The organism is Rhodococcus sp. IEGM 1381 (assembly GCF_030056795.1).
In the GTDB taxonomy this organism is placed as follows: Bacteria; Actinomycetota; Actinomycetes; order Mycobacteriales; family Mycobacteriaceae; genus Rhodococcoides.
Map to the genome: position 1 here is coordinate 1,769,938 of NZ_JASHKQ010000001.1, position 19,489 is coordinate 1,789,426.

Here is a 19,489-nt window from a genome sequence, read left to right on the forward strand (position 1 = left end):
TCTCAGGGGTAGGACGCCGTTCCATGCCGCCGCCTTCTCTTCCCAAGCCAGATGACGGCGAAAGAAATTGGCACGAGCGAAGGGCCGGGGGGAGCCGGTCCCGCGAGAGAAGGAGACCCCGACATGCCGAAGAACACCACCCGCCCCGCACGCAAGAACACCGCAGCAGGAAACGCCCAGACCCCCGCCATCGTCACCCACACCACCGCCATCATCACCGGACCCCAGAACGCCACCATCAGCATCACCGCAGCAGGCACCGAGCACGCGCAAATGGTCGTCGCGTTCGGGCACCTCATGATGACTTTCCGCAGCGCCGAAGCGGTCTGCGACGTCATCGCCGGATTCGCCACCGTCCGATCGGCCCTCGCCGGAGCCGACGGACACGCCCCGTACCCGCAGCAGCCTGGCGCGGAGTTCGGCGCACCCGCAATCTCGATTCTCTGGCTCGGCGGCCCCGAACACACGGTGATACCGGGCGCCCGCTACGTCCCCGAGCAACGCCGCACCGTGCACTGGGTGGACCTGCACATGGGGCCGATCACCTGGCGCGTCACCGACCGTGTCGGATACGACACCCTCATGGACGAGTTCCGCCGCGTCCACCGCGCCGCGGTCGGCGTCTTCCTAGACGGAGGCCGCTACCGCCGCGATCCGTCCAAGATCCTCGACTCGTTCGACGACTGACCAATAGCACACCTCGGCCCCGCACCCGCGGGGCCGAACGTGTTCATCCACAACCCCGACCCCGCTCCACAGACCACCGGAATTCCGGTTCGCGTCGCACGACTCGCTGCGCTCCCCGGTGCGACGCTGAGCAGCACGCAGCCACCCGCCTCAGGTCAGAAAGGGAAGCCACCGTCGATGATCACCTGGACCGTCACCACCCGCCCCGAGAACAGTCCCGAGCTCCTCACCGCCAGCGGAGCCGAAACCACCCTCGCCGACGCCAAGAGAGCCGCCGCAGACGCCGTCCGCTACGCCCTCCTCGACGCCACCGAGCACACCTCACCCGACAACGGCTGCGCACCGTCCTACCTCGTCACCCTCGACGGCACTTGCGCCCTCATCGTCGGACTCGGCCGTTGCCGACCCGCCAACTACAACGGCGTCCTCGACAGCCTGGAACGCTTCGACGGCACCGCACCACCACACCTGCTCTACCTGTGAGCGGACCCCGACCCAAAGGAAAGGAACCATCCGTGTGCCCGCACAAGCATGGGTCACCCTCATCGTCGGCATCTTCGCAACCATCGGCGTGACCGCAACCCTCCGCCAACGCACCAGCAGCGAGAACCAAGCGCAAGCCTGGCTTCACTTGTCCGTCGGACACGTGTCCGGAGCATGTCTGCGAAGTGCTCTCGCCTCGTCATCTAATGCTTCCATCAACTTCGCGGTGGGTCCTCGCGACGTTGCATGCTGGTGGTGAAGATCTGGTGCACCGAGCTCATCTCGGGAGGACGGATACACCTCTCGTCGAGGCTGCGACGGTACTCCTGGAACGTCGGCAGCGTTTGTAGAAGCTCGGGCTCGGCATCACCGGAGACGAGGGCGATAAATGCCCCTTCGCCAATGTGGTACGTGTCGTAGTTCAGCACGCCTGCAGGTAGCTGTTCGAGTTCGGCATAGACATCGCCCAGGCGGGTGAGTTCTTCTTCGATGTGCGCATGCTTGATCGTGTAGTGGATGACAACTGTGCCTGTCATGCGATCAATTCAGGGTGCCGAATGGGTCGGAGTGCTTGAGCCCACTGTTCAAGGTCGTCCAGTGCCCGTGCGAGATCGGCTTCACGCTCTGCGGCTGGGTTGAACGTTGCATATCCTTCGAAGTCCGTTCCGAATCTGAGGGCGAGGCTCGCACGCACGTCGGCGAGCTTCAGCTCGCCGCAGATCTGCCGCAACTGCTCGACCGCGCGAATACCGCCATCGAAACCGTAACTGACGAAGGTGGCGGCCTTGTCGTTCCACTCCGCAAACAGCAGGTCGAGGGCGTTTTTCAGCACCGCTGGAGGTGCGTGGTTGTACTCCGGAGTGACGAAGAGGAACCCGTCGTACGCCTGGATCGTCGAGGCCCACGCCACTGTGTGAGGCTGGCTGTATTGTCCGGCCATCGGCGGGAGCACTTCATCTATGAACGGCAAGTTGACCTGCGCAAGGTCGATGACTTCGTACGTCGCCGCTGGGCGATTTCTTGACAGGCCGGCAACCCAGTCTGCGACGGTTCGGGCATGGCGACCGGGGCGAGTTGATCCAGCGATAATGGCGAGACGAAGCGGGTGAGATGACGTGGTCAAACGGAGCCCCCGGAGGATTGATTGTATGGGAAAACGGTGATGGCAGAAACTATACATAACGCTGGCGGTCCGACTGCCCGAGGCGGTCGGCCGACCAAGCGTGCGCAGATCGAGAAGGCAGCCAGGGAGGTGTTCGGACGAGTCGGGTTCGGGGACGCCACGATGGACTCCATCGCAGCTGAGGCGCAGGTGTCGACCAGGACCCTCTATCATCACTTTCGGTCCAAGAACGACCTCTTCGCTGCCGTCCTGACCGCCAGCGCGTCGTTGGTTGCGGACGATTTCTCGCGCGCAGCGGAGGAGTCCTTGTGCACCTCCGACGTGCGATCGGCGCTGCTGGTGCTGGGCCATGCGTTCGTCGAGCAGCGGACAAGCCACCCGCAGCACTTCGCCATGGTGAATCAACTGAGGGCCCGCGCGGTTTGCCTCACCCCGGACCAAACCACAACATGGCATAACGCCGGCCCGTATCGAGTGCAGGCCGAGGTTGCCTCGGTGCTCGACGAGCTTGGACGCCGTCGATGGCTCAGAGTCCCAGACGTTCGGCAGGCAATGTTGCATTACGTCGCGTTGACGACCGCCGAATCAACCATCCGACCCTTCGCGGCTGAAGCACTCACACCGCGTCAAGTTCAACCCATGGTCACAGCCGGCGTCGCCGCTTTCCTCCGAGCGTATGGAACGGACACTATGCCGATCCCTCCGATCAGCTGACGTCAGAATCCGACGAAATGCCCACCTCGAACGTCCGGGCGACGTCAGGATTCGTCGACAACTGACGTCGAGGTTCACAGACAAGGCCTGGTGAAGGACCTGTTCAGGGACAGTCGGTCCGCGTGTCTGGCTCGGATTACTTGCTGGTCGGTAATACCCTGCAGGTATGAGGCCAGGTCTGGACCGCGCTCGACTCGCTATCGGTTGAGGTGAATCGTGACGGTCGGCTGGTTCGTGAGGTTCTACGATTTCAGCCGCCCGTTCGCTCGAGTTGCCGTCGCGGGCGTCGCTTTCGACGATGTTCTTACACTAGCCAAAGCCAACGGTGCCAGACATGGGACGCCGTACTTCCTGAGTCCAGGAGGCAGGGTCGATGGTCGGCTCAATGCTTTCTGGCGCTCACCGGTGCTATGGGGAACAGCCGAGAGCACAGTCCGTCGCTACGCCCTCAGCATCAAAGTCTGGTTGGACTTCCTACACGTCATGGACGTCGAATGGACCGCGGCCACCCCGAACGACCTCGCAGCGTTCAAGAGCTGGCGGATGTCAGTAGAAAGCAATCCAGATCCAGTATCTGCCAACACTTTCCGGTTGGACCTGGCCGCCGTGCGGAAGCTGTATCTGTGGGCCGCAGATGAGTGCGGTGTGGCGAATCCCGTGCGGAGCCATGTGCTGTCGGGTAGCTACCGAGGTGAAATGAAACTGGACGCCACGCCCTCAGGTATCCGCAGGTCAGACGTCAAGTGGATGACGCCTTCGGCATTTCGACAGTGGCGCACCATCGGTTTGAGTGGGTACACGCGCGACGGCGAGCAGCGTGAGCAGTGGGTTGGTCGCACGGAGGACCGCGACGTCGCGTACGTGGACGGGCTTTACGGTGCCGGGTTGCGGATGGGGGAGTGGGCCAGCGTGCTCACGTCCGAGATTCCCGGGGTCTCGTCAGAGCGATTACTGCGCCTCAGACTCGCATCGGCCTGCGCAAAGTCCGGTGTCTCCCGTCCTTACTGGTTGCCGCGAGCGGTCTTGCAGGCCGTTCGGTTCTATATCGAGGACGGTAGCCGTCAGGCGGCAGTGGCAGCTGCTCGGTGCAGGGGGCTTTACGACGTCGTTCCCAACAAATGGGTGGTCGATGAGATCGGTTCGAAAGGCGTCTTGCAAGCCGTGGATCAGGACGGGATGCGACGTCGGGTGAATGTGGACAGCGTGGGTCCGTCGTTGCGGACCCGGCTGTTCATCCGTACTCCGGCGGGGTTGGAACCGATGATGTTGTTCCTCGGTAGGGATGGTCTTCCCCGACCTAAAGCTGCTTGGTACAACACCTTTCGTGATGCAAACATGCGCGCGACGAAGGAGTTGGGTGATCGGTCCGGAAGGTTGTGGTGCCGCCCGCACATGCTGCGGCACAGCTTCGCGCTGCGGTGGTACTGCATCGCGACGTTCGTCGCCTGGCAACGAACCGACATGCTCACCGACGCAGAGCGTCGCGATTTCCGTAATCAACTCGGAGACGTGTGGTTCTTGTTGTCGACGTTGCTCGGGCACCGAAGCGCGGAAACTACCAGGCAGGTCTATCTGGAGCCGTTTCAAGGATTACAGGTCGAACAACTGGTGGCGCTGATGGACGCCGACGATCGGGACGCGCTGGAGCGGTTGGCCGGCGCTGTCGGCGCCGGGCACCCGCGTGTCATAGAGGGGATCGAGCCGTGACGGTGGGAAGGCCCGCTACGGCGCCTCCGGCGGGGTGGGCACCGCCATTTGTATGCGGTCCAGAGCTCCAGGTGCCGTTCATCAGTGAGGACGGGACACAACGCGCCGTCTTCGATTTCCATCGCCTGCCCTGTGACGCCAGGGTGCGAAAAGAATTGGCGACGTGCTTCACCGCCGTGAACGGGCCGTTGGGGACGAGCCATCGGGTAAAGACTGCGCAATCATATTGGGGCACAGTTCGATTCGTCTCGAAATGGCTGGCCGAGACGCGCCCGGGACTGCGATCGCTGAGCGAGCTGACCGCGGCGGACATCGAAATAATCTGCATGGCACTGCGGTTGCCGAGTGGGGACAAACGTTGTTACGAGTTTCGGGTGCTTCTGCGTGCCGGCCCGGTGCAGCTCCGACCGGGCGTCATCGACAGGTTCGCTCAGTTCGACAGAAAGGTTCGATCCGACCCAGCACAGCCGTATTCCGACGTCGAATTCCAACGCATCACAACGGTATTGCGCGCGATGGTTCGGAATGCGAAAAACCGGCTGCGTGAACATCGTCAGCTGGTCACGGACTACCGCACCGGAAAATTCGATGACCTCGATCGAAACGAACCACGCGTGATTCTTGCCGAGGTGCTCGATCACTGCATGCGGACTGGCTCACTTCCCCTGACCGGCATACGCACTCCGAAGCGATCCGCCAGGGCGTGGCAGGCGTATCTCATCGGCGGCAGCCGTCCCCTCCGCACGCTGATTCACCTGACCGCCGGGGAAGCGTGGGCATTTGTAATGTTGCTGGCCGCGACCACCGGACACAACCGATCGGTCATCGAAGCCCTCCCTGCCCGTCACCATCTCGCGACCGCAGCGGACGAGCCGCAGATTGCCCTGGTTGAGATGAACAAACCGCGGAGGTCGGCGAGCTCGAATGACCGTTCCCCTGACCGACGTGCCGCCAGAGCTACAGTCCCATACAGCGGACCCCCGTCCCCAGCACATCGCAGAGTCCTCGCTGACCACCCCATTCGGGATATTCAGCCTCCTCCTCGACCTCACCGAACCCGGCAGAACACTGCTGAACACCCAGTCGGCGTTCGTCTACTACAACCCGACCCCGCCCACCCGGGGCGCGGTCGTACTGAGCGATGGACTGCCCGCTGACGGGGACCACCGCCGTTGCCATCCCCGCTGGCTGCGCTCCTGGTTGACCGGAGACGAACAGGACGACGCTCTGCTCCTCGGGATTGGCTTCAACCGTATGCGCAAGACCTATCTGGAGCGGACCCGGACGCCGACCGCACATTCTCCGGCAACGCTGGCCGGTTACCTCTCCCGGATGGACACTGTCCGTCTCGAAGGATTTCAGATCGTCCACGAAGCATTGGCGGAACAAGTCGAGTCGGCGCTCACCCGCCGTGAGATGACACTCGTGCGGAATGCGTTGGTCGCGGGCGACGATACGGCGTTGGGGGTGTGCACCGACTTCACTCATTCACCTCTCGATGGTGGTCGGACATGCTCTCAAAACTTCCTCAGTTGTCTGGACTGTTCCAATGCCAGAGCGTTACCTCGGCATCTTCCTATGCAGCTCGCCGTCCTCGACGCGCTGCGCGGCCTCAGAGCCGCTCTGACAGCCCATCGATGGGCACTCGAATACGCTGGTCGTGTCGCGCAGATCGAGGACATGCTCAGCGCATACGAGCCTGCACAAGTGCGGGCGGCCCGCGAGAAGATCTCCGGCGATGAGCGCCGCCTGGCTCTGCGATTACTGGACGGAGTGTTCGACACACCATGAGTCGGCCAGCATCGGCATCCGTGCCCGAATTTCCCGTAATCGACGGCATTGCAGCGGTTCCCGATGCTCCCGTCTTCCACCGCAGGCCGTTACACGAAGTCGAGGCGATTGGTGCACCTCGGTTCGGTGACGATCTCTGGGACCTCACACCCGCGATGCATCTCAGACACCGGAAAGTGACAGTGAACTGGCTGGCGTTTCCTGCCGAGTTCCGTGAACCGATGAAGCTTTACACCTTCGCGCTGATCAACGTCACCGACCGTTCCCCACGGCTCGTCGCCGCCAACAGCGGATTCCCATCCCTTCCGACGATCAAGCACGACCTGCAGCACTTGCGGCGTTTTGTCGAGTGGCTTGTCGGACGCGGCTGTCACAGGTTCGATCAGCTCGACGACGATGACCTGGACGGCTACGCCAGGCTCGTTCTTTCCAGAGAAGATACTTCGGCGAGGGTCAAACGCTCGTTGTTGTGTGCGGTCATGAGACTGCATGCATACCGGGAATACCTGCCAGAACGCTGTCAACTGCAGGTCGTCCGTTCTTTGTGGGGAGCAGCCACCGCAGGTCAGATCGTGGGCGTTTCAAAGGCAAGCAGATCGGAGAACGCAACACCTCGCATCACGCCGGATGTCATGGGAGCACTGCTGTCCGCTGCGCTCGTCACCATCGACGTCATCGGCCCCGACATACTCGGCGTCGCCCTCACGCTGTCGACCATGCGGCGAATTGCTCACGAGAGTATTCGCGGGCACCAGCCATCTCGATGGGGTAAGCCTGATCTGGCCGGCGCGGCAGCCAGGTTCGAGACCGTACTTCCCGCGCTGCGGGCTGCGGGAATCCCCATACCGGGAATCGGAGGCAGCGACCCCGGCATCGATGTCGAAGGCCTTGCGGTCGGCAGTCTCATGGACACGACAACCCTCAAGGGGATGTCCTCACTGATCTGCGACATCGCTCAACAACGGATCCCGACCACAGTGGACCTACTGCGAGTAGTCAACTTTTCAGAGATTGATGGACGTCGATGGCGAGATGAACCTGTCGAAGCCGTGAGTTGCTCAAGCTGGTCGATCACGTCGTCGCAGCGTGTTTGGTGCTCACCACCTATTTGTCGGGCATCCGGCCAGGGGAAGCACTGAACTTGCGACGCGGTTGCATAAGCCGTTCGAAAACCCTCGAGCTCGTGTTCCTCTCGGGCACCCAAGAGAAGGCTCAACCCGTTCGCCGAGAGCGCTCACCTGCGACCATCCCGTGGGTTGTTACCGAGCATGTCGGCAGGGCCATCGCTCTCCTGGAGCAACTCGCCCCAGGCGATCTACTGTTCCCCTTCGCCGGGAGATACACACCAAATGCGTTCCGCCACGCCAATTCCCGTGTCATGTCCGCCAGTCGTGCAAACCAGCGAGTGCGTGCTTTTGTCGAGTGGTTCAACACCGACGTTGCGGGGAAAGTCGGACACGAGCAGATAGCCGCCGACCCCCATGGGCCGATCACGCTGTCTCGTTTTCGCCGTACATTGGCCTGGCACATTGTCCGCCGACCGGGCGGGCTCATTGCCGGAGCAATTCAGTACGGTCATCTGCGAACTCAGATCACCCAAGGCTATTCCGGTCAGGCCGATTCGGGATTCAACGACGACGTTGGTTTCGAGGAGTTTCTGATGCGCTGCGAGACCATCCATGCAGATCATGAACGGCTGGGATCTGGCGAACATGTTTCCGGCCCAGCGGCCAGCAGCTACGTCAGTAGGGTCACCACTGCCCGAGAGTTCCTCGGGCACAGTGTGAGTTCCCCAGCGCAAGCACGGGCGTTACTCGCCAACGAAACCTTGCAGATCCATCACGGAACGTTCCTCACCTGCGTTTACCGAGCTGAGACGGCAGCGTGTCGAGACTTCTCCCAAAGCGCCGCGACTCCGATCTGGCGGAAATGCAAGCCCAGCTGTCGCAACATCGCTCGAACCGACCAGGACATCGGCGCTCTCGAAGCGCACAACGACGAGTTGATCAGCGACCCACTCCACCTGCATCTACCGCTTCCGCTACGGGCGCGCCTCAACGAACGCACAACGTCGAACTCGTCGATCATTTCCAACCATCGAGACACTGCGGCATCCGCTTCCGAACTGCGCAAACCTCAATCACAGGCGGCAACATGGACAAGCGAGCTCTGATCCAGAACGCAATCGCAAACCTCACTTCGGGGAACCCGACATGCTCGGACGGCAAGCTCACAATCAGCAACTTGGCGAAGGAAGCAGGCCTGCACCGGCAGAGGCTCTACGACGAATTTCCCGACCTAGTCGAGCAATTCAGAACGCAAGCGGGGTCATTCACCTCGGTCGGTGCCCAAAAGCAGTTGCACCTCGCAGAATCCACCATCGAGCAACTCGGCAAACGTAATGACGAACTTGTCCAGCGGGCGAAGGAACTCGAACTGCGAATAGAAGCCCTTTCTGCTCTCGTCGTCGAACTGACCCTCCAGCAGGAGCCGCGCAATCTGGTGCATCTTCGTCCGAATCACGGTCGGCAGAAGTCCTCGGACACCACTGTCCAACAGTGAACCTGGCAGCGGATCACCTGGTGCCTCGATCACACCGTCAGCACAGACGACGCCGAAGCTGCCCTGGGGTGGGATATCTACGGGGCGGTTACGGACTCCCCGCTGATAACCAGAACGGAGCAGGATGTCCTGGTGGCCCTCGCCGATCGCGCTTGCGGCATGCACTGGCGCAACCCGACGAATACGAGGACACTGACAATCGAGGCGATGAGCTCGAGGAGTTGCGATGACCACCACGGACGAACGCAAGATCAAGGTCGGACGGCCCGAGGTCGCCGCGGCAGCTGCTCGCGCGTCGATCGCAATCCGTGAACGCAGCGGACGCGACGTGCCGCAATGGATTCGCGACGCCGCAGCGGGTCGACCTACCACCCCGCCGCCCGAATAGCGGGTCGACCGGCACGTGATCGCGGTCAGGCCGCGCTCGCTCGCAACTCCGTCAAGGTAGAGGCGAAGATGCCCGTCGGCCCGTGCGATACGTCGCAGTACTCGCCGTCGCGCCAGAAGAACACCGAGCGCGACAATGGGCTCGGTGTGTCACGAGAGAACAGATCTGCCAGTTCGGCCAGTGCAGCCGCTGCCGCGAGTGCCTTGTCGGCTGTGCGCGGCCGGTGGAAGGTCAATTCGTAGGCATTGGGAACGACGAACAACACGCCGTACAGGCACTCGCCGAGGTGAGTCGAGATCAACGTGGTCATATCTGCAACCTTCGAGGCCAGGTAGATCGAATCGCCGCTGAGAACCTCGATGTCGATGCCGCCCCTGCTCATGGTCTCGGCTTCCTCGAACTTCACAGCAGCGGTGTTCTTTCGGCCGGCTGCCCATGCAGCGTCCATGTCTCGGCCGACAAGATGACAATCGGCCAGTGTCACAGCTCGATTAGGAGACGACAGATTCAGGACACGTAGCGGTGCGCCCGGCACGTCGAGCAACGGGACCGAATAGATGTACCGACCCATGGCCTCGAGTGCGGTTGGCGCGACGATGCGCTCGCGCAACCTCGAGTGGAACTCGTCGTCCGACAACGAGGTGATGAACGTCGGGTCGGCTTCGCGCATCATCTCGATCATGACGTCGACATGGCCGTCGATGATGCTGTCCCACGCAGATCTGCTTGCCCCCGAGCACCGGGCGAAGAGGTTCTCCAGTGGAAAGTGCGGGCCTGATCCCGCCGCCAATGTTGTTGCATCCACGCGGTGAACCACCACCCCGCGCCTTCGGAACGCCTCGATGGTCTTCATCCGCACGATCGCGAATGTCGTTGCGTGAACTGCGCCGTAATTCGGCAAGGACTGAAATTTCATGATGTTCCCCCGAGTCTGTGTGTGCTCTTGGTGCGTTCGACGCAGGGGCTGACACAATGGTTCCCATGCCGTCCAACGCTTCTGCAATCGGTCTCTGCAACTTCGTCGACGTCTCGCCGTCGCCGTTCCACGTCTGCAACACGGTCTCGGTGCAGCTCGAGGAAGCCGGTTTCGTTCGGCTCGACGAGATCGACGCCTGGCCGACCGAACTAGGTCGCTACTACTTGATCCGCGGAGGTTCACTCGTCGCCTGGAGTACCGAGAGCGATAATTCGGGTCGTTCCGCAGGCTCCACTCATGCCCCCTTTCGCATCGTCGGCGGGCACACCGACAGCCCGAACCTTCGGGTGAAGCAGCATCCCGATCTGCAATCCGCAGGCTGGCAGATGGTGGGTCTCGAACCGTACGGCGGCGCGTGGCTCAACTCCTGGCTCGACCGCGATCTGGGTATCTCCGGCCGGTTGAGTGTGCGTGACGGCAACGTTGCGCGCGAAGTGCTCGTCAAGGTGGACGAACCGATCCTGCGAGTTCCGCAGCTGGCCATCCACCTGTCCGAAGACCGCAAGGGCGTCACCCTGGACCCGCAGCGACATGTCAATGCTGTTTGGGGCGTGGGTAATTCACCGAAGTCTTTCATCGCGTACGTCGCCGAGCGACAAGGCGTCGACCCGCGTTCGGTTCTGGGTTGGGAGTTGATGACGCACGATCTCGCGCCCAGTGCCGTCGTAGGGGTCGAGTCGGAATTGGTCAGTGCGCCGCGTCTGGACAATCAGGGCACCTGCTACGCCGGAACTCAGGCTTTGCTTGCTGCGGTGGAGAATCCGACCGATGTGACTCCGGTGCTGGCCCTGTTCGATCACGAGGAAGTCGGCAGCATGTCCGATCGCGGTGCGTTCTCGGATCTGCTGAACACAGTGCTCGAGCGCATCGTGCTGGGAAGGGGCGGTGGGCGTGAGGAATTCCTGCGCACGATGGCCGGATCCATCTGTGCCTCAGGCGATATGGCGCATGCGACCCACCCCAACTACCCGGATCGGCACGAGCCCGCACATCGCATCGAACTCGGTGGGGGACCGGTACTGAAGGTCAACCAGAACCTGCGTTATGCAACCGATTCCGCAGGCGCAGGTGCATTCGCGCTCGCGTGCGATCAGGCCGGAGTTCCCTTGCAGCGCTACGTTCATCGCGCCGATCTGCCCTGCGGATCGACCATCGGACCCATCACCGCGTCGCGCACCGGGTTATCGACGGTGGACGTCGGCGCGGCGCAGCTGGCCATGCACTCGTCACGAGAGTTGATGGGAGCCAACGACGTGAAGGCGTACGCCGACGCGTTGGCGGCATTCCTCGCCCCTGCGCAGTAGTCGGACGGCCAGTCGCAAACGCGCGCGCGTTTGCGAGATCCCAGGGTGAGCCAGCGACCAGAAGACCCGACGACCTACACGGGATCGAGTTGCAGGCACGCATCCGCCGCGAGCCAGAACAACTGTTCGCGCACTGTTGTCGCCTTGGTCCAGCCGCGGTGGTCCCAATCGGCGGCCAGGGAGTCTCCCGCGTACAGCAGTTGCGCGAATCGCACTCCGCGGAATTGGGCGACCGCGCAGAATGCCGATGCTTCCATGTCGACCGTTCGGCAGCCCTCCTCGACGCGGCGCGAGACCCGGCCACGCGTCTCGCGGTAGAGCGCATCGGTCGTCCAGGAACGCCCGGTGACGAAGTCGATTCCGGCGTCGGTGAGTACCGACTGGAGTACGGCCACACCTGCCGGATCGGCGTCGACCACTCGCCCCGGCGGCAGGTAGTGGAACGAGGTGCCCTCGTCACGCAGGGCGCTGTCGACCACCATCACGTGTCCCATGCCCAGGTCGTCGGACAGGGCTCCTGCGCCGCCGACGGCCACGAACTGCGTGCAGCCCATGGCGATGGCCTCTTCGAGGAACAGTGCGGCCAGTGGCGCTCCGACTCCGGGATGGAAGACGGCGAGCTTCTGTCCACCTCGTTCGATCTCGTAGACGGGGTGTTCGCCGTGCTCGGAGCGCATGATCGACACCACCCGGGCGTCGCCTTTGGCGCAGATGCTCTCGATCACCTCGGCGAAGAAACAGACGACGGCTTTCGGCGGTACGTCGACTCCCTTGGCCACCATCGACGGGTCGATGACGCCCGTTTCGTCCAGATCGTCCTCGGTCAGCGCGATGTTCATCAGGTGATGTTCGCACGAGGCCGATACGTCCGATGCCGTAGATGTCGGTGGCACCTTATAGACTCTCCCTGGCATTTCGCTCCATCGAAGGGACCTATTCCTCGTGTCCGCTAGCTCTGTACCCACAGACACTGTCTCCAACGCCGTCGCCACCCCCGACGTTGCGCAGCCGTACAAGGAACTCGGACTCAAGGACGACGAATACGTCCGCATCAAGGAAATTCTCGGCCGTCGGCCCACCGACGCCGAACTGGCGATGTACTCCGTCATGTGGAGCGAGCACTGCTCGTACAAATCCTCCAAGGTGCACCTGAAGTACTTCGGCGAGACCACCACCGACGAGATGCGCAAGCCGATGCTCGCCGGCATCGGTGAGAACGCGGGCGTCGTCGACGTCGGCGACGGTTGGGCCGTCACGTTCAAGGTCGAGAGCCACAATCACCCGTCGTACGTCGAGCCCTATCAGGGTGCAGCCACCGGCGTGGGCGGCATCGTCCGCGACATCATGGCCATGGGTGCGCGCCCGATCGCCGTCATGGACCAGCTGCGATTCGGTGCTGCCGATGCACCCGATACGCGCCGCGTCCTGAGTGGCATCGTCGCAGGCGTCGGCGGCTACGGAAACTCCCTCGGCCTCCCGAACATCGGCGGCGAGACGGTGTTCGACGCCTCCTACGCCGGTAACCCTCTGCTCAACGCCCTGTGTGCCGGTCTCATGCGGGTCGAGGACATGCACCTGGCGTTCGCGTCGGGGCTGGGTAACAAGATCATTCTGTTCGGTGCCCGAACGGGTCTCGACGGCATCGGCGGTGTTTCCGTGCTGGCTTCGGAGACCTTCGACGGTGACGAGACCGGTGGGGGCCGCAAGAAGCTTCCGGCCGTCCAGGTGGGCGATCCGTTCACCGAGAAGGTGCTCATCGAGGCCTGCCTCGAGCTGTACTCGAACAAGCTGGTCGTCGGCATCCAGGACCTCGGCGGTGCCGGATTGTCTTGTGCCACTTCGGAACTCGCCTCTGCGGGTAGTGGTGGCATGCATATCGAGCTGGAGAAGGTGCCGATGCGCGCCACCGGCATGACCCCCGCAGAGGTGCTGTCGAGCGAATCCCAGGAGCGCATGTGCGCCGTGGTGACTCCCGAGAACGTCGACGCGTTCATGGCTGTCTGCAAGAAGTGGGACGTGCTGGCCACCGTCATCGGTGAGGTCACCGACGGCGAGCATCTGCAGATCACCTGGCACGGCGACACCGTCGTCGACGTTCCGCCCAAGACCGTTGCGCACGAGGGACCGGTGTACAACCGTCCGGTCCAGCGCCCGGACACCCAGGACGATCTGGTCGCGAACACCACGGCGTCGCTGCAGCGTCCGGAAACCGGGGACGAACTGAGGGCGACGCTGCTGAAGATGATCGGCTCGCCGCAGTTGTGCAGCCGTCGCTTCATCACCGAGCAGTACGACCGCTACGTGCGCGGTAACACCGTGCTGGCCGAGAACGCCGATGCCGGCGTCATCCGAATCGACGAGAAGACCGGTCGCGGAATCGCTTTGGCCACCGACGCGTCGGGTCGCTACACCGCACTCGATCCCTACCAGGGTGCCCAGCTCGCGCTCGCCGAGGCGTTCCGCAACGTCGCGGTCACCGGTGCGACACCGAAGGCCGTCACCAACTGCCTGAACTTCGGCTCGCCCGAGGATCCGGGCGTCATGTGGCAGTTCCAGCAGGCCGTGCGCGGATTGGCGGACGGCTGCGTCACCCTCGGCATCCCGGTCACCGGCGGCAACGTCAGCTTCTACAACCAGACCGGTGCCGAGCCGATCCTGCCGACGCCCGTCGTCGGTGTGCTCGGCGTGATCGACGACGTGCATCGCCGCATCTCGACCGGCCTCGGACTCGAGCCCGGTGAGACGCTGATCCTGCTGGGCGATACCTACGACGAATTCGACGGATCCATCTGGTCACAGGTCGAGCACGATCACCTCGGCGGCGTTCCACCCAAGGTCGATCTGGCCCGCGAACAGTTGTTGGCCGACATTCTGCTGTCGTCCTCGCGCGACGGGCTGGTCTCGGCGGCACACGACCTGTCCGAGGGTGGTCTTGCGCAGGCCGTCGTCGAAGCAGCTCTGGCCGGCGAAACCGGTTGTCGCATCATCGTTCCCGAAGGTGCCGATCCGTTCGTGACGCTGTTCTCCGAGTCCTCGGGCCGGGTGCTGGTCGCGGTGCCGCGCACGGAAGAGATTCGGTTCACCGGTATGTGCACCGCCCGCGAACTTCCGTGGGTGCGCATCGGCGTGGTCGACGAGGGTTCGAATACGATCGAGGTGCAAGGGCAGTTCTCCGTCCCGATGACGGAACTGCGCGAGACCTTCGAGAGCACTCTCCCAAGACTTTTCGGCTGACCGAGGTGGGGGGACAGACATCGGTCGGGGAACAGGCATCGCAGCGGCACGACAGCGAACTCGACGCCGCACTCGAGCAGGATCAGCATCATCGGTACCACCTGCCGACCCTGGAAATCTCGGTTCCCTCGCCCGACAAGCATCCGTTCGTCATGTGGGCGTGGGGCCTGTTGCGCCTCGACTTCACCGGAATCGCCTTCAGCGCGTTGTTCTTCTGCTGGTCGCTGACTCCGTCGCTGCTTCCTCGCGGGTGGCTGTTCCAGGGCATCATCGGCGGTATCAATTCGGCCATCGGTTACGCATTCGGCGTGGCGGTGGGATGGGCGGTGACGCGGTGGTGGCTGTCGTCCCGATCGTGGTGGCCGTTGCCGCGCGCGGTCGATCGCGCCGTCAAGATCGCTGTGCCGGTCGTGGCTGTCGCGGTGTCGATGATCATGCTGGCGATATCGGCGGAATCGCAGCGTGAGCTCGCTGCATTGATGGACGCCGAGGGCACCACCACAACGGGTTACCTACGAACCGGGGCACTCAGCATCGCCATTGCGGCTCTGTTGATTTCGCTGTGGCGGGTGTTGCGCGACGTCGTTGGACTGCTGGCCCGCCAGATCAACCGCGTGGTGAAAATGCCACGGGAAGTGGCCAATGCGCTCGGGGTCGTCCTCCTCGTCGTGCTCTCCGTCGCACTGGTTCAGGGCGTACTGCTGCGTGCGGTGTCGGCGGTCACCAACTCGGCCTTCAGTCTGCAGAACGACGAAACTCGGGACGGGGCAGAACAACCCGTCGCCGACGAGCGATCCGGGAGCCCGAACTCGTTGGCACCCTGGGACACACTGGGGTTCGAGGGTCGTAACTTCGTCTCCAGCGGTCTGCGCGCCGACGAGATGGAACGGGCCACGGGCCGCCCGAGTGTCGAGCCGATTCGGGCATACGCAGGATTGGAAACCGCGGAGACCCAGGACGAACGACTCGACGTCGTGGTCGCCGAACTCGAACGCACCGGGGCATTCCAGCGCGAGGCTCTCATCGTCGTTCCTACGACGGGTACCGGGTGGGTGAATCCCACCGCCATCGAAGCGGAAGAGCTCATGTTCGACGGCGATGTCGCCACCGTCGCATCGCAGTATTCGTATCTGCCCAGCTGGATCTCGTTCATCGCGGAAGGCGACAAGGCCGCTCAGGCCGGCAAAGCGCTCATCGACAAGGTTCACGATCGCTGGCTGCAGGAGCCGGAGGCCACCCGCCCCAAGTTCTACGTCTACGGCGAGAGCCTCGGTACCCAGGCCGGGGAGGGTGCCTTCGACGGCTTGGCGGACATCAGAGCCACCACCGACGGAGTCCTGTGGGTGGGACCGCCGAACAACAACCGCATCTGGAGTCAGTTCGTCAGCCGACGCGACCCGGGCAGCCCCGAGGTTCGGCCGGTCTACTCCGAGGGTCTGACGGTTCGCTTCGCCGACAACTCGTCGGGCATCCCGCCGGAGGATCAACCGTGGTACGCACCGCGGATCCTGTACGTCCAGCACGCCTCGGACCCGGTGGTCTGGTGGTCGTCAGATCTGCTCTTCGAGCGGCCCGACTGGCTTTCCGAACCACCGGGGCCGGACCGGCTGCCGAGTATGCGATGGTTCCCTGTCGTCACGTTCTGGCAGGTGGCAGCCGACCTGACGAACGCTGCGGGCGTCCCCGACGGACACGGCCATAACTACGGAACCCTGGTGCTCGACGGCTGGGTCGCCGTCGCCGCACCTGAGGGCTGGATCGACCGCGACACCGAACGAGTCCGCGGAGTCATGGAGCAGTTCGCCGGGCGAGACGGTCCCGAGAAGTGAGAACCGCCCTGACAACCGGACTCGCGACGACGGCGTGGAGTGCCTACCTCCTCCCCGCGCTCGGCCTCGATGCCCGTGTACGGGCGGTAGCCAACGCCTCGTTCGCTGTGGGTTTGGCTGCACTGTCTCGAACGAGCGCGGACAGGCTCGGTCTGCGCAACGCTGCTGACGGCCTGAAGTGGGGCGCTGCGGCGTCGGCGATTCCTGTCCTCGGATCTGCCGTCGTCGCCGCAATTCCGGCGCTGCGACGCCGGGTCCGGCCGTCCGAGGACGAGCTGGCCGAGTGGGTGCTGTTTCGAATCCCCGTGGGAACGGTGCTCACCGAGGAGTTGCTGTTCCGCGGTGTGCTCGACGCCGCGTCGCCGGTCCTGTCGCCGATCTTCTTCGGCCTGTGGCACATCCACCCGGCCCGTGCTGCCGGAGACACCGTGATCGGAACGGTACTGGCGACTACTGCGGCCGGAGTTGTCTTCTCAGGGCTCAGGGCCCGCAGTGGGAGCGTGCTCGCCCCGGCGCTGTTGCACTATTTCCTGAACGCGAGTGGCGCTGTGCTTGCGCATCTCGCTGCGAACGACAGGAGTCGGTAGCAGTGCCACCGCACAAGGAAGTCAGCCCCGCCGAGGTGCGCGACGCAGTACTGGCGGTCGGGGAGTGGATCAAGGGTGAGGCGGACAAACCGGCTCGCGCACAGATTGCCGCGGCAGTGCGCACCACCGCCAGAACTCTCGGCCAGAATGCGCCCGGATCCTCGGTGGAGGTGCGCGTACCGCCGTTCGTTGCGGTGCAGTGCATCGTCGGCCCTCGTCACACCCGTGGAACTCCGCCGAATGTGGTCGAAACCGATGCTCTGACGTGGCTGCAGGTGGTGACCGGAACCCGCGATTTCGCCGAGGCGCTCGCCGACGGTTCCATCGATGCGTCCGGCAGCCGGGCAGCCGAAGTAGGCCGCTGGCTGCCGCTGCTGTCCATCAGGTGACCGACCCGAATCGGACACCAGTTCACCTGGTGGGAATCTCCCGTCCACACGATGCGTTGACTCCAGCCGTGTGCCCGTAGACTCAGGCACGGCCCCCCGCCCCGTCCCCCAAGGGAGCATTGCCCGTGACCAACGCCGATTTGTCGGTCGACAGTCCGAATCTTCTGCTAAGCAAACCCATCGACGAACCGGAGAACGAGCCGCGCGAAGAGTGCGGAGTGTTCGGAGTATGGGCACCGGGCGAGGATGTGGCCAAGCTCTCGTACTACGGCCTCTATGCGCTGCAGCACCGTGGACAGGAAGCTGCCGGAATTGCAGTGTCCGACGGTTCGCAGGTGTTGGTGTTCAAGGATCTGGGTCTCGTCAGCCAGGTGTTCGACGAGCAGACGCTCGGGGCAATGCCCGGGCACGTCGCCATTGGACACTGCCGCTATTCCACCAGTGGCTCGGTGACGTGGGAGAACGCGCAGCCGATCTTCCGTACCACCACTGCGGGCACCGGTATTGCGCTCGGCCACAACGGAAATCTCGTGAACTTCGCCGAGCTCGCCACCAAGGCTCGCGACGCCGGCCTGATCAACGATCGGCTGCAGGGCAACGGCACGTCGGATTCCGATGTGGTGACGGCGCTGCTGGCGCACAAGGCCGCCGATTGCACCGTCGAACAGGCGGCGATGGAACTGTTGCCGCAGCTCAAAGGCGCGTTCTGCCTGACGTTCATGGACGAGCACACCCTCTACGCTGCCCGCGATCCGCACGGTGTGCGCCCGCTGTGCCTCGGCCGTCTCGACCGCGGCTGGGTGGTTGCCAGCGAGACCTCCGCGCTCGACATCGTCGGAGCGGCGTTCGTTCGCGATATCGAGCCGGGCGAGCTGCTCGCGATCGACGCCGACGGTGTTCGGTCCTCGCGTTTCGCGTCCCCCGAGCCCAAGGGATGCGTGTTCGAGTACGTCTACCTCGCTCGTCCCGACAGCGTGATCGGTGGCCGATCGGTCAACTCCACCCGCGTCGAGATCGGTCGGCGTCTCGCCAAGGAGCACCCGGCCGAGGGTGACCTCGTGATTCCTGTGCCCGAGTCCGGCACGCCGGCGGCGATCGGCTTCGCGCAGGGGTCGGGAATTCCCTACGGCCAGGGCCTGATGAAGAACGCCTACGTGGGCCGAACATTCATTCAGCCGTCGCAGACCATTCGTCAGCTCGGTATCCGGCTCAAGCTCAACCCTCTCAAAGAGGTCATTCGGGGCAAAAGGCTGGTGGTGGTGGACGATTCGATCGTCCGCGGCAACACCCAGCGCGCTCTGATCAGGATGTTGCGTGAGGCGGGCGCACTCGAGATCCACGTCCGTATCGCGTCGCCGCCGGTACGGTGGCCGTGCTTCTACGGCATCGACTTCGCTTCTCCCGCAGAGCTGATCGCCAACGGCGTCGACTCGGAGGACGGGATTCTCGAGGGCGTCCGCCAGGCCATCGGTGCCGATTCGCTGGGGTACATCTCCATCGACGGCATGATCGCGGCGTCCGAGCAGCCCGAATCACGTTTGTGTGCAGCATGTTTCACCGGCAAGTACCCGATCGACCTACCCGCCGACAATGCGCTCGGCAAGCACGTTCTCGAGGGTCTGCTGGCGTCGGCAGCCGGCCAGCCGGTGGCCAACGATGCGAATGTGAGCGCTCTCAGTCGTCCTTGACCTGGCCTTTTCCTCCAGGGAACAGCA

19 protein-coding genes are annotated in these 19,489 nt (G+C 63.5%); 15 read left to right on the forward strand and 4 right to left on the reverse strand.

Annotated elements, in window-relative coordinates:
* Window positions 1-123 precede the first annotated feature (123 nt).
* Both QM797_RS08300 and QM797_RS08305 read left to right on the forward strand, forming a co-directional pair.
* The gene (locus QM797_RS08300) at window positions 124-687 is read left to right on the forward strand and encodes a hypothetical protein (RefSeq protein WP_283274813.1); all 564 of its coding nucleotides are present in this window, start codon (window positions 124-126) and stop codon (window positions 685-687) included.
* Between the two features lie 39 nt (window positions 688-726).
* Window positions 727-1,170: a hypothetical protein gene (locus tag QM797_RS08305; protein WP_283274814.1), complete on the forward strand. Its 444-nt coding sequence runs from the start codon at window positions 727-729 to the stop codon at window positions 1,168-1,170.
* Window positions 1,171-1,385: 215 nt separating this feature from the next.
* Here the strand turns inward: QM797_RS08305 and QM797_RS08310 are convergent, their stop codons facing one another.
* Window positions 1,386-1,706, reverse strand: a complete 321-nt coding sequence (locus tag QM797_RS08310) for a hypothetical protein (protein ID WP_283274815.1) — start codon at window positions 1,704-1,706, stop codon at window positions 1,386-1,388.
* Window positions 1,703-2,350: an NADPH-dependent FMN reductase gene (locus tag QM797_RS08315; protein ID WP_283274816.1), complete on the reverse strand. Its 648-nt coding sequence runs from the start codon at window positions 2,348-2,350 to the stop codon at window positions 1,703-1,705. Before QM797_RS08315 ends, QM797_RS08310 begins: the two co-directional genes overlap by 4 nt.
* On the opposite strand from QM797_RS08315, the gene QM797_RS08320 reads away from it, so the two are divergent.
* The 7 genes from QM797_RS08320 (at window position 2,333) to QM797_RS08350 (ending at window position 9,455) form a co-directional block, all read left to right on the forward strand.
* Window positions 2,333-3,007: a TetR/AcrR family transcriptional regulator gene (locus tag QM797_RS08320; RefSeq protein ID WP_283274817.1), complete on the forward strand. Its 675-nt coding sequence runs from the start codon at window positions 2,333-2,335 to the stop codon at window positions 3,005-3,007. The two genes, QM797_RS08315 and QM797_RS08320, sit on opposite strands and share 18 nt — an antisense overlap.
* A 234-nt stretch (window positions 3,008-3,241) precedes the next feature.
* Window positions 3,242-4,714 carry a site-specific integrase gene (locus tag QM797_RS08325; RefSeq protein WP_502942299.1) on the forward strand — a complete coding sequence of 491 codons (1,473 nt, stop codon included), beginning with the start codon at window positions 3,242-3,244 and terminating at the stop codon, window positions 4,712-4,714.
* 924 nt (window positions 4,715-5,638) lie between these two features.
* The gene (locus QM797_RS08330) at window positions 5,639-6,505 is read left to right on the forward strand and encodes a hypothetical protein (RefSeq protein ID WP_283274819.1); all 867 of its coding nucleotides are present in this window, start codon (window positions 5,639-5,641) and stop codon (window positions 6,503-6,505) included.
* A gap of 221 nt (window positions 6,506-6,726) precedes the next feature.
* Window positions 6,727-7,644 carry a hypothetical protein gene (locus tag QM797_RS08335; RefSeq protein ID WP_283274820.1) on the forward strand — a complete coding sequence of 306 codons (918 nt, stop codon included), beginning with the start codon at window positions 6,727-6,729 and terminating at the stop codon, window positions 7,642-7,644.
* Window positions 7,596-8,678, forward strand: a complete 1,083-nt coding sequence (locus QM797_RS08340) for a hypothetical protein (protein ID WP_283274821.1) — start codon at window positions 7,596-7,598, stop codon at window positions 8,676-8,678. Before QM797_RS08335 ends, QM797_RS08340 begins: the two co-directional genes overlap by 49 nt.
* A complete protein-coding gene (locus tag QM797_RS08345) occupies window positions 8,660-9,067 on the forward strand; it encodes a hypothetical protein (protein WP_283274822.1) in 408 nt (135 codons plus the stop codon). Before QM797_RS08340 ends, QM797_RS08345 begins: the two co-directional genes overlap by 19 nt.
* 226 nt (window positions 9,068-9,293) lie before the next feature.
* On the forward strand, window positions 9,294-9,455 hold the full coding sequence (locus tag QM797_RS08350) for a hypothetical protein (protein WP_283274823.1): 162 nt from the start codon (window positions 9,294-9,296) through the stop codon (window positions 9,453-9,455).
* A gap of 25 nt (window positions 9,456-9,480) precedes the next feature.
* Here QM797_RS08350 and QM797_RS08355 read toward each other — a convergent pair whose 3' ends face one another.
* Window positions 9,481-10,371, reverse strand: coding sequence for a hypothetical protein (locus QM797_RS08355; protein ID WP_283274824.1), 891 nt, complete (start codon window positions 10,369-10,371; stop codon window positions 9,481-9,483).
* 65 nt (window positions 10,372-10,436) lie between these two features.
* Between QM797_RS08355 and QM797_RS08360 the strand changes: the two genes are divergently transcribed.
* Window positions 10,437-11,735 (forward strand): M18 family aminopeptidase, encoded by a 1,299-nt coding sequence (locus QM797_RS08360; RefSeq protein WP_283274825.1) that lies wholly within the window; start codon window positions 10,437-10,439, stop codon window positions 11,733-11,735.
* 74 nt (window positions 11,736-11,809) lie between these two features.
* On the opposite strand, the gene QM797_RS08365 is transcribed toward QM797_RS08360, so the two are convergent.
* The gene (locus QM797_RS08365; RefSeq protein ID WP_283274826.1) at window positions 11,810-12,628 is read right to left on the reverse strand and encodes a nucleoside phosphorylase; all 819 of its coding nucleotides are present in this window, start codon (window positions 12,626-12,628) and stop codon (window positions 11,810-11,812) included.
* 49 nt (window positions 12,629-12,677) lie between these two features.
* On the opposite strand from QM797_RS08365, the gene purL reads away from it, so the two are divergent.
* The 5 genes from purL to purF all read left to right on the forward strand — a co-directional run bounded on the left by purL (window position 12,678) and on the right by purF (window position 19,462).
* Window positions 12,678-14,969: a phosphoribosylformylglycinamidine synthase subunit PurL gene (gene purL, locus QM797_RS08370; protein ID WP_283274827.1), complete on the forward strand. Its 2,292-nt coding sequence runs from the start codon at window positions 12,678-12,680 to the stop codon at window positions 14,967-14,969.
* 101 nt (window positions 14,970-15,070) lie between these two features.
* Window positions 15,071-16,798, forward strand: coding sequence for an alpha/beta hydrolase (locus QM797_RS08375; protein WP_502942300.1), 1,728 nt, complete (start codon window positions 15,071-15,073; stop codon window positions 16,796-16,798).
* The gene (locus QM797_RS08380; protein ID WP_283274828.1) at window positions 16,795-17,385 is read left to right on the forward strand and encodes a CPBP family intramembrane glutamic endopeptidase; all 591 of its coding nucleotides are present in this window, start codon (window positions 16,795-16,797) and stop codon (window positions 17,383-17,385) included. The genes QM797_RS08375 and QM797_RS08380 overlap by 4 nt, the downstream gene beginning before the upstream one ends.
* 2 nt (window positions 17,386-17,387) lie before the next feature.
* Entirely contained in the window at window positions 17,388-17,774 is a 387-nt protein-coding gene (locus tag QM797_RS08385) for a sterol carrier family protein (protein ID WP_283274829.1), read from the forward strand.
* A 125-nt stretch (window positions 17,775-17,899) separates the two neighbouring features.
* Window positions 17,900-19,462: an amidophosphoribosyltransferase gene (purF, locus tag QM797_RS08390; RefSeq protein WP_283274830.1), complete on the forward strand. Its 1,563-nt coding sequence runs from the start codon at window positions 17,900-17,902 to the stop codon at window positions 19,460-19,462.
* Window positions 19,463-19,489: the final 27 nt, after the last annotated feature.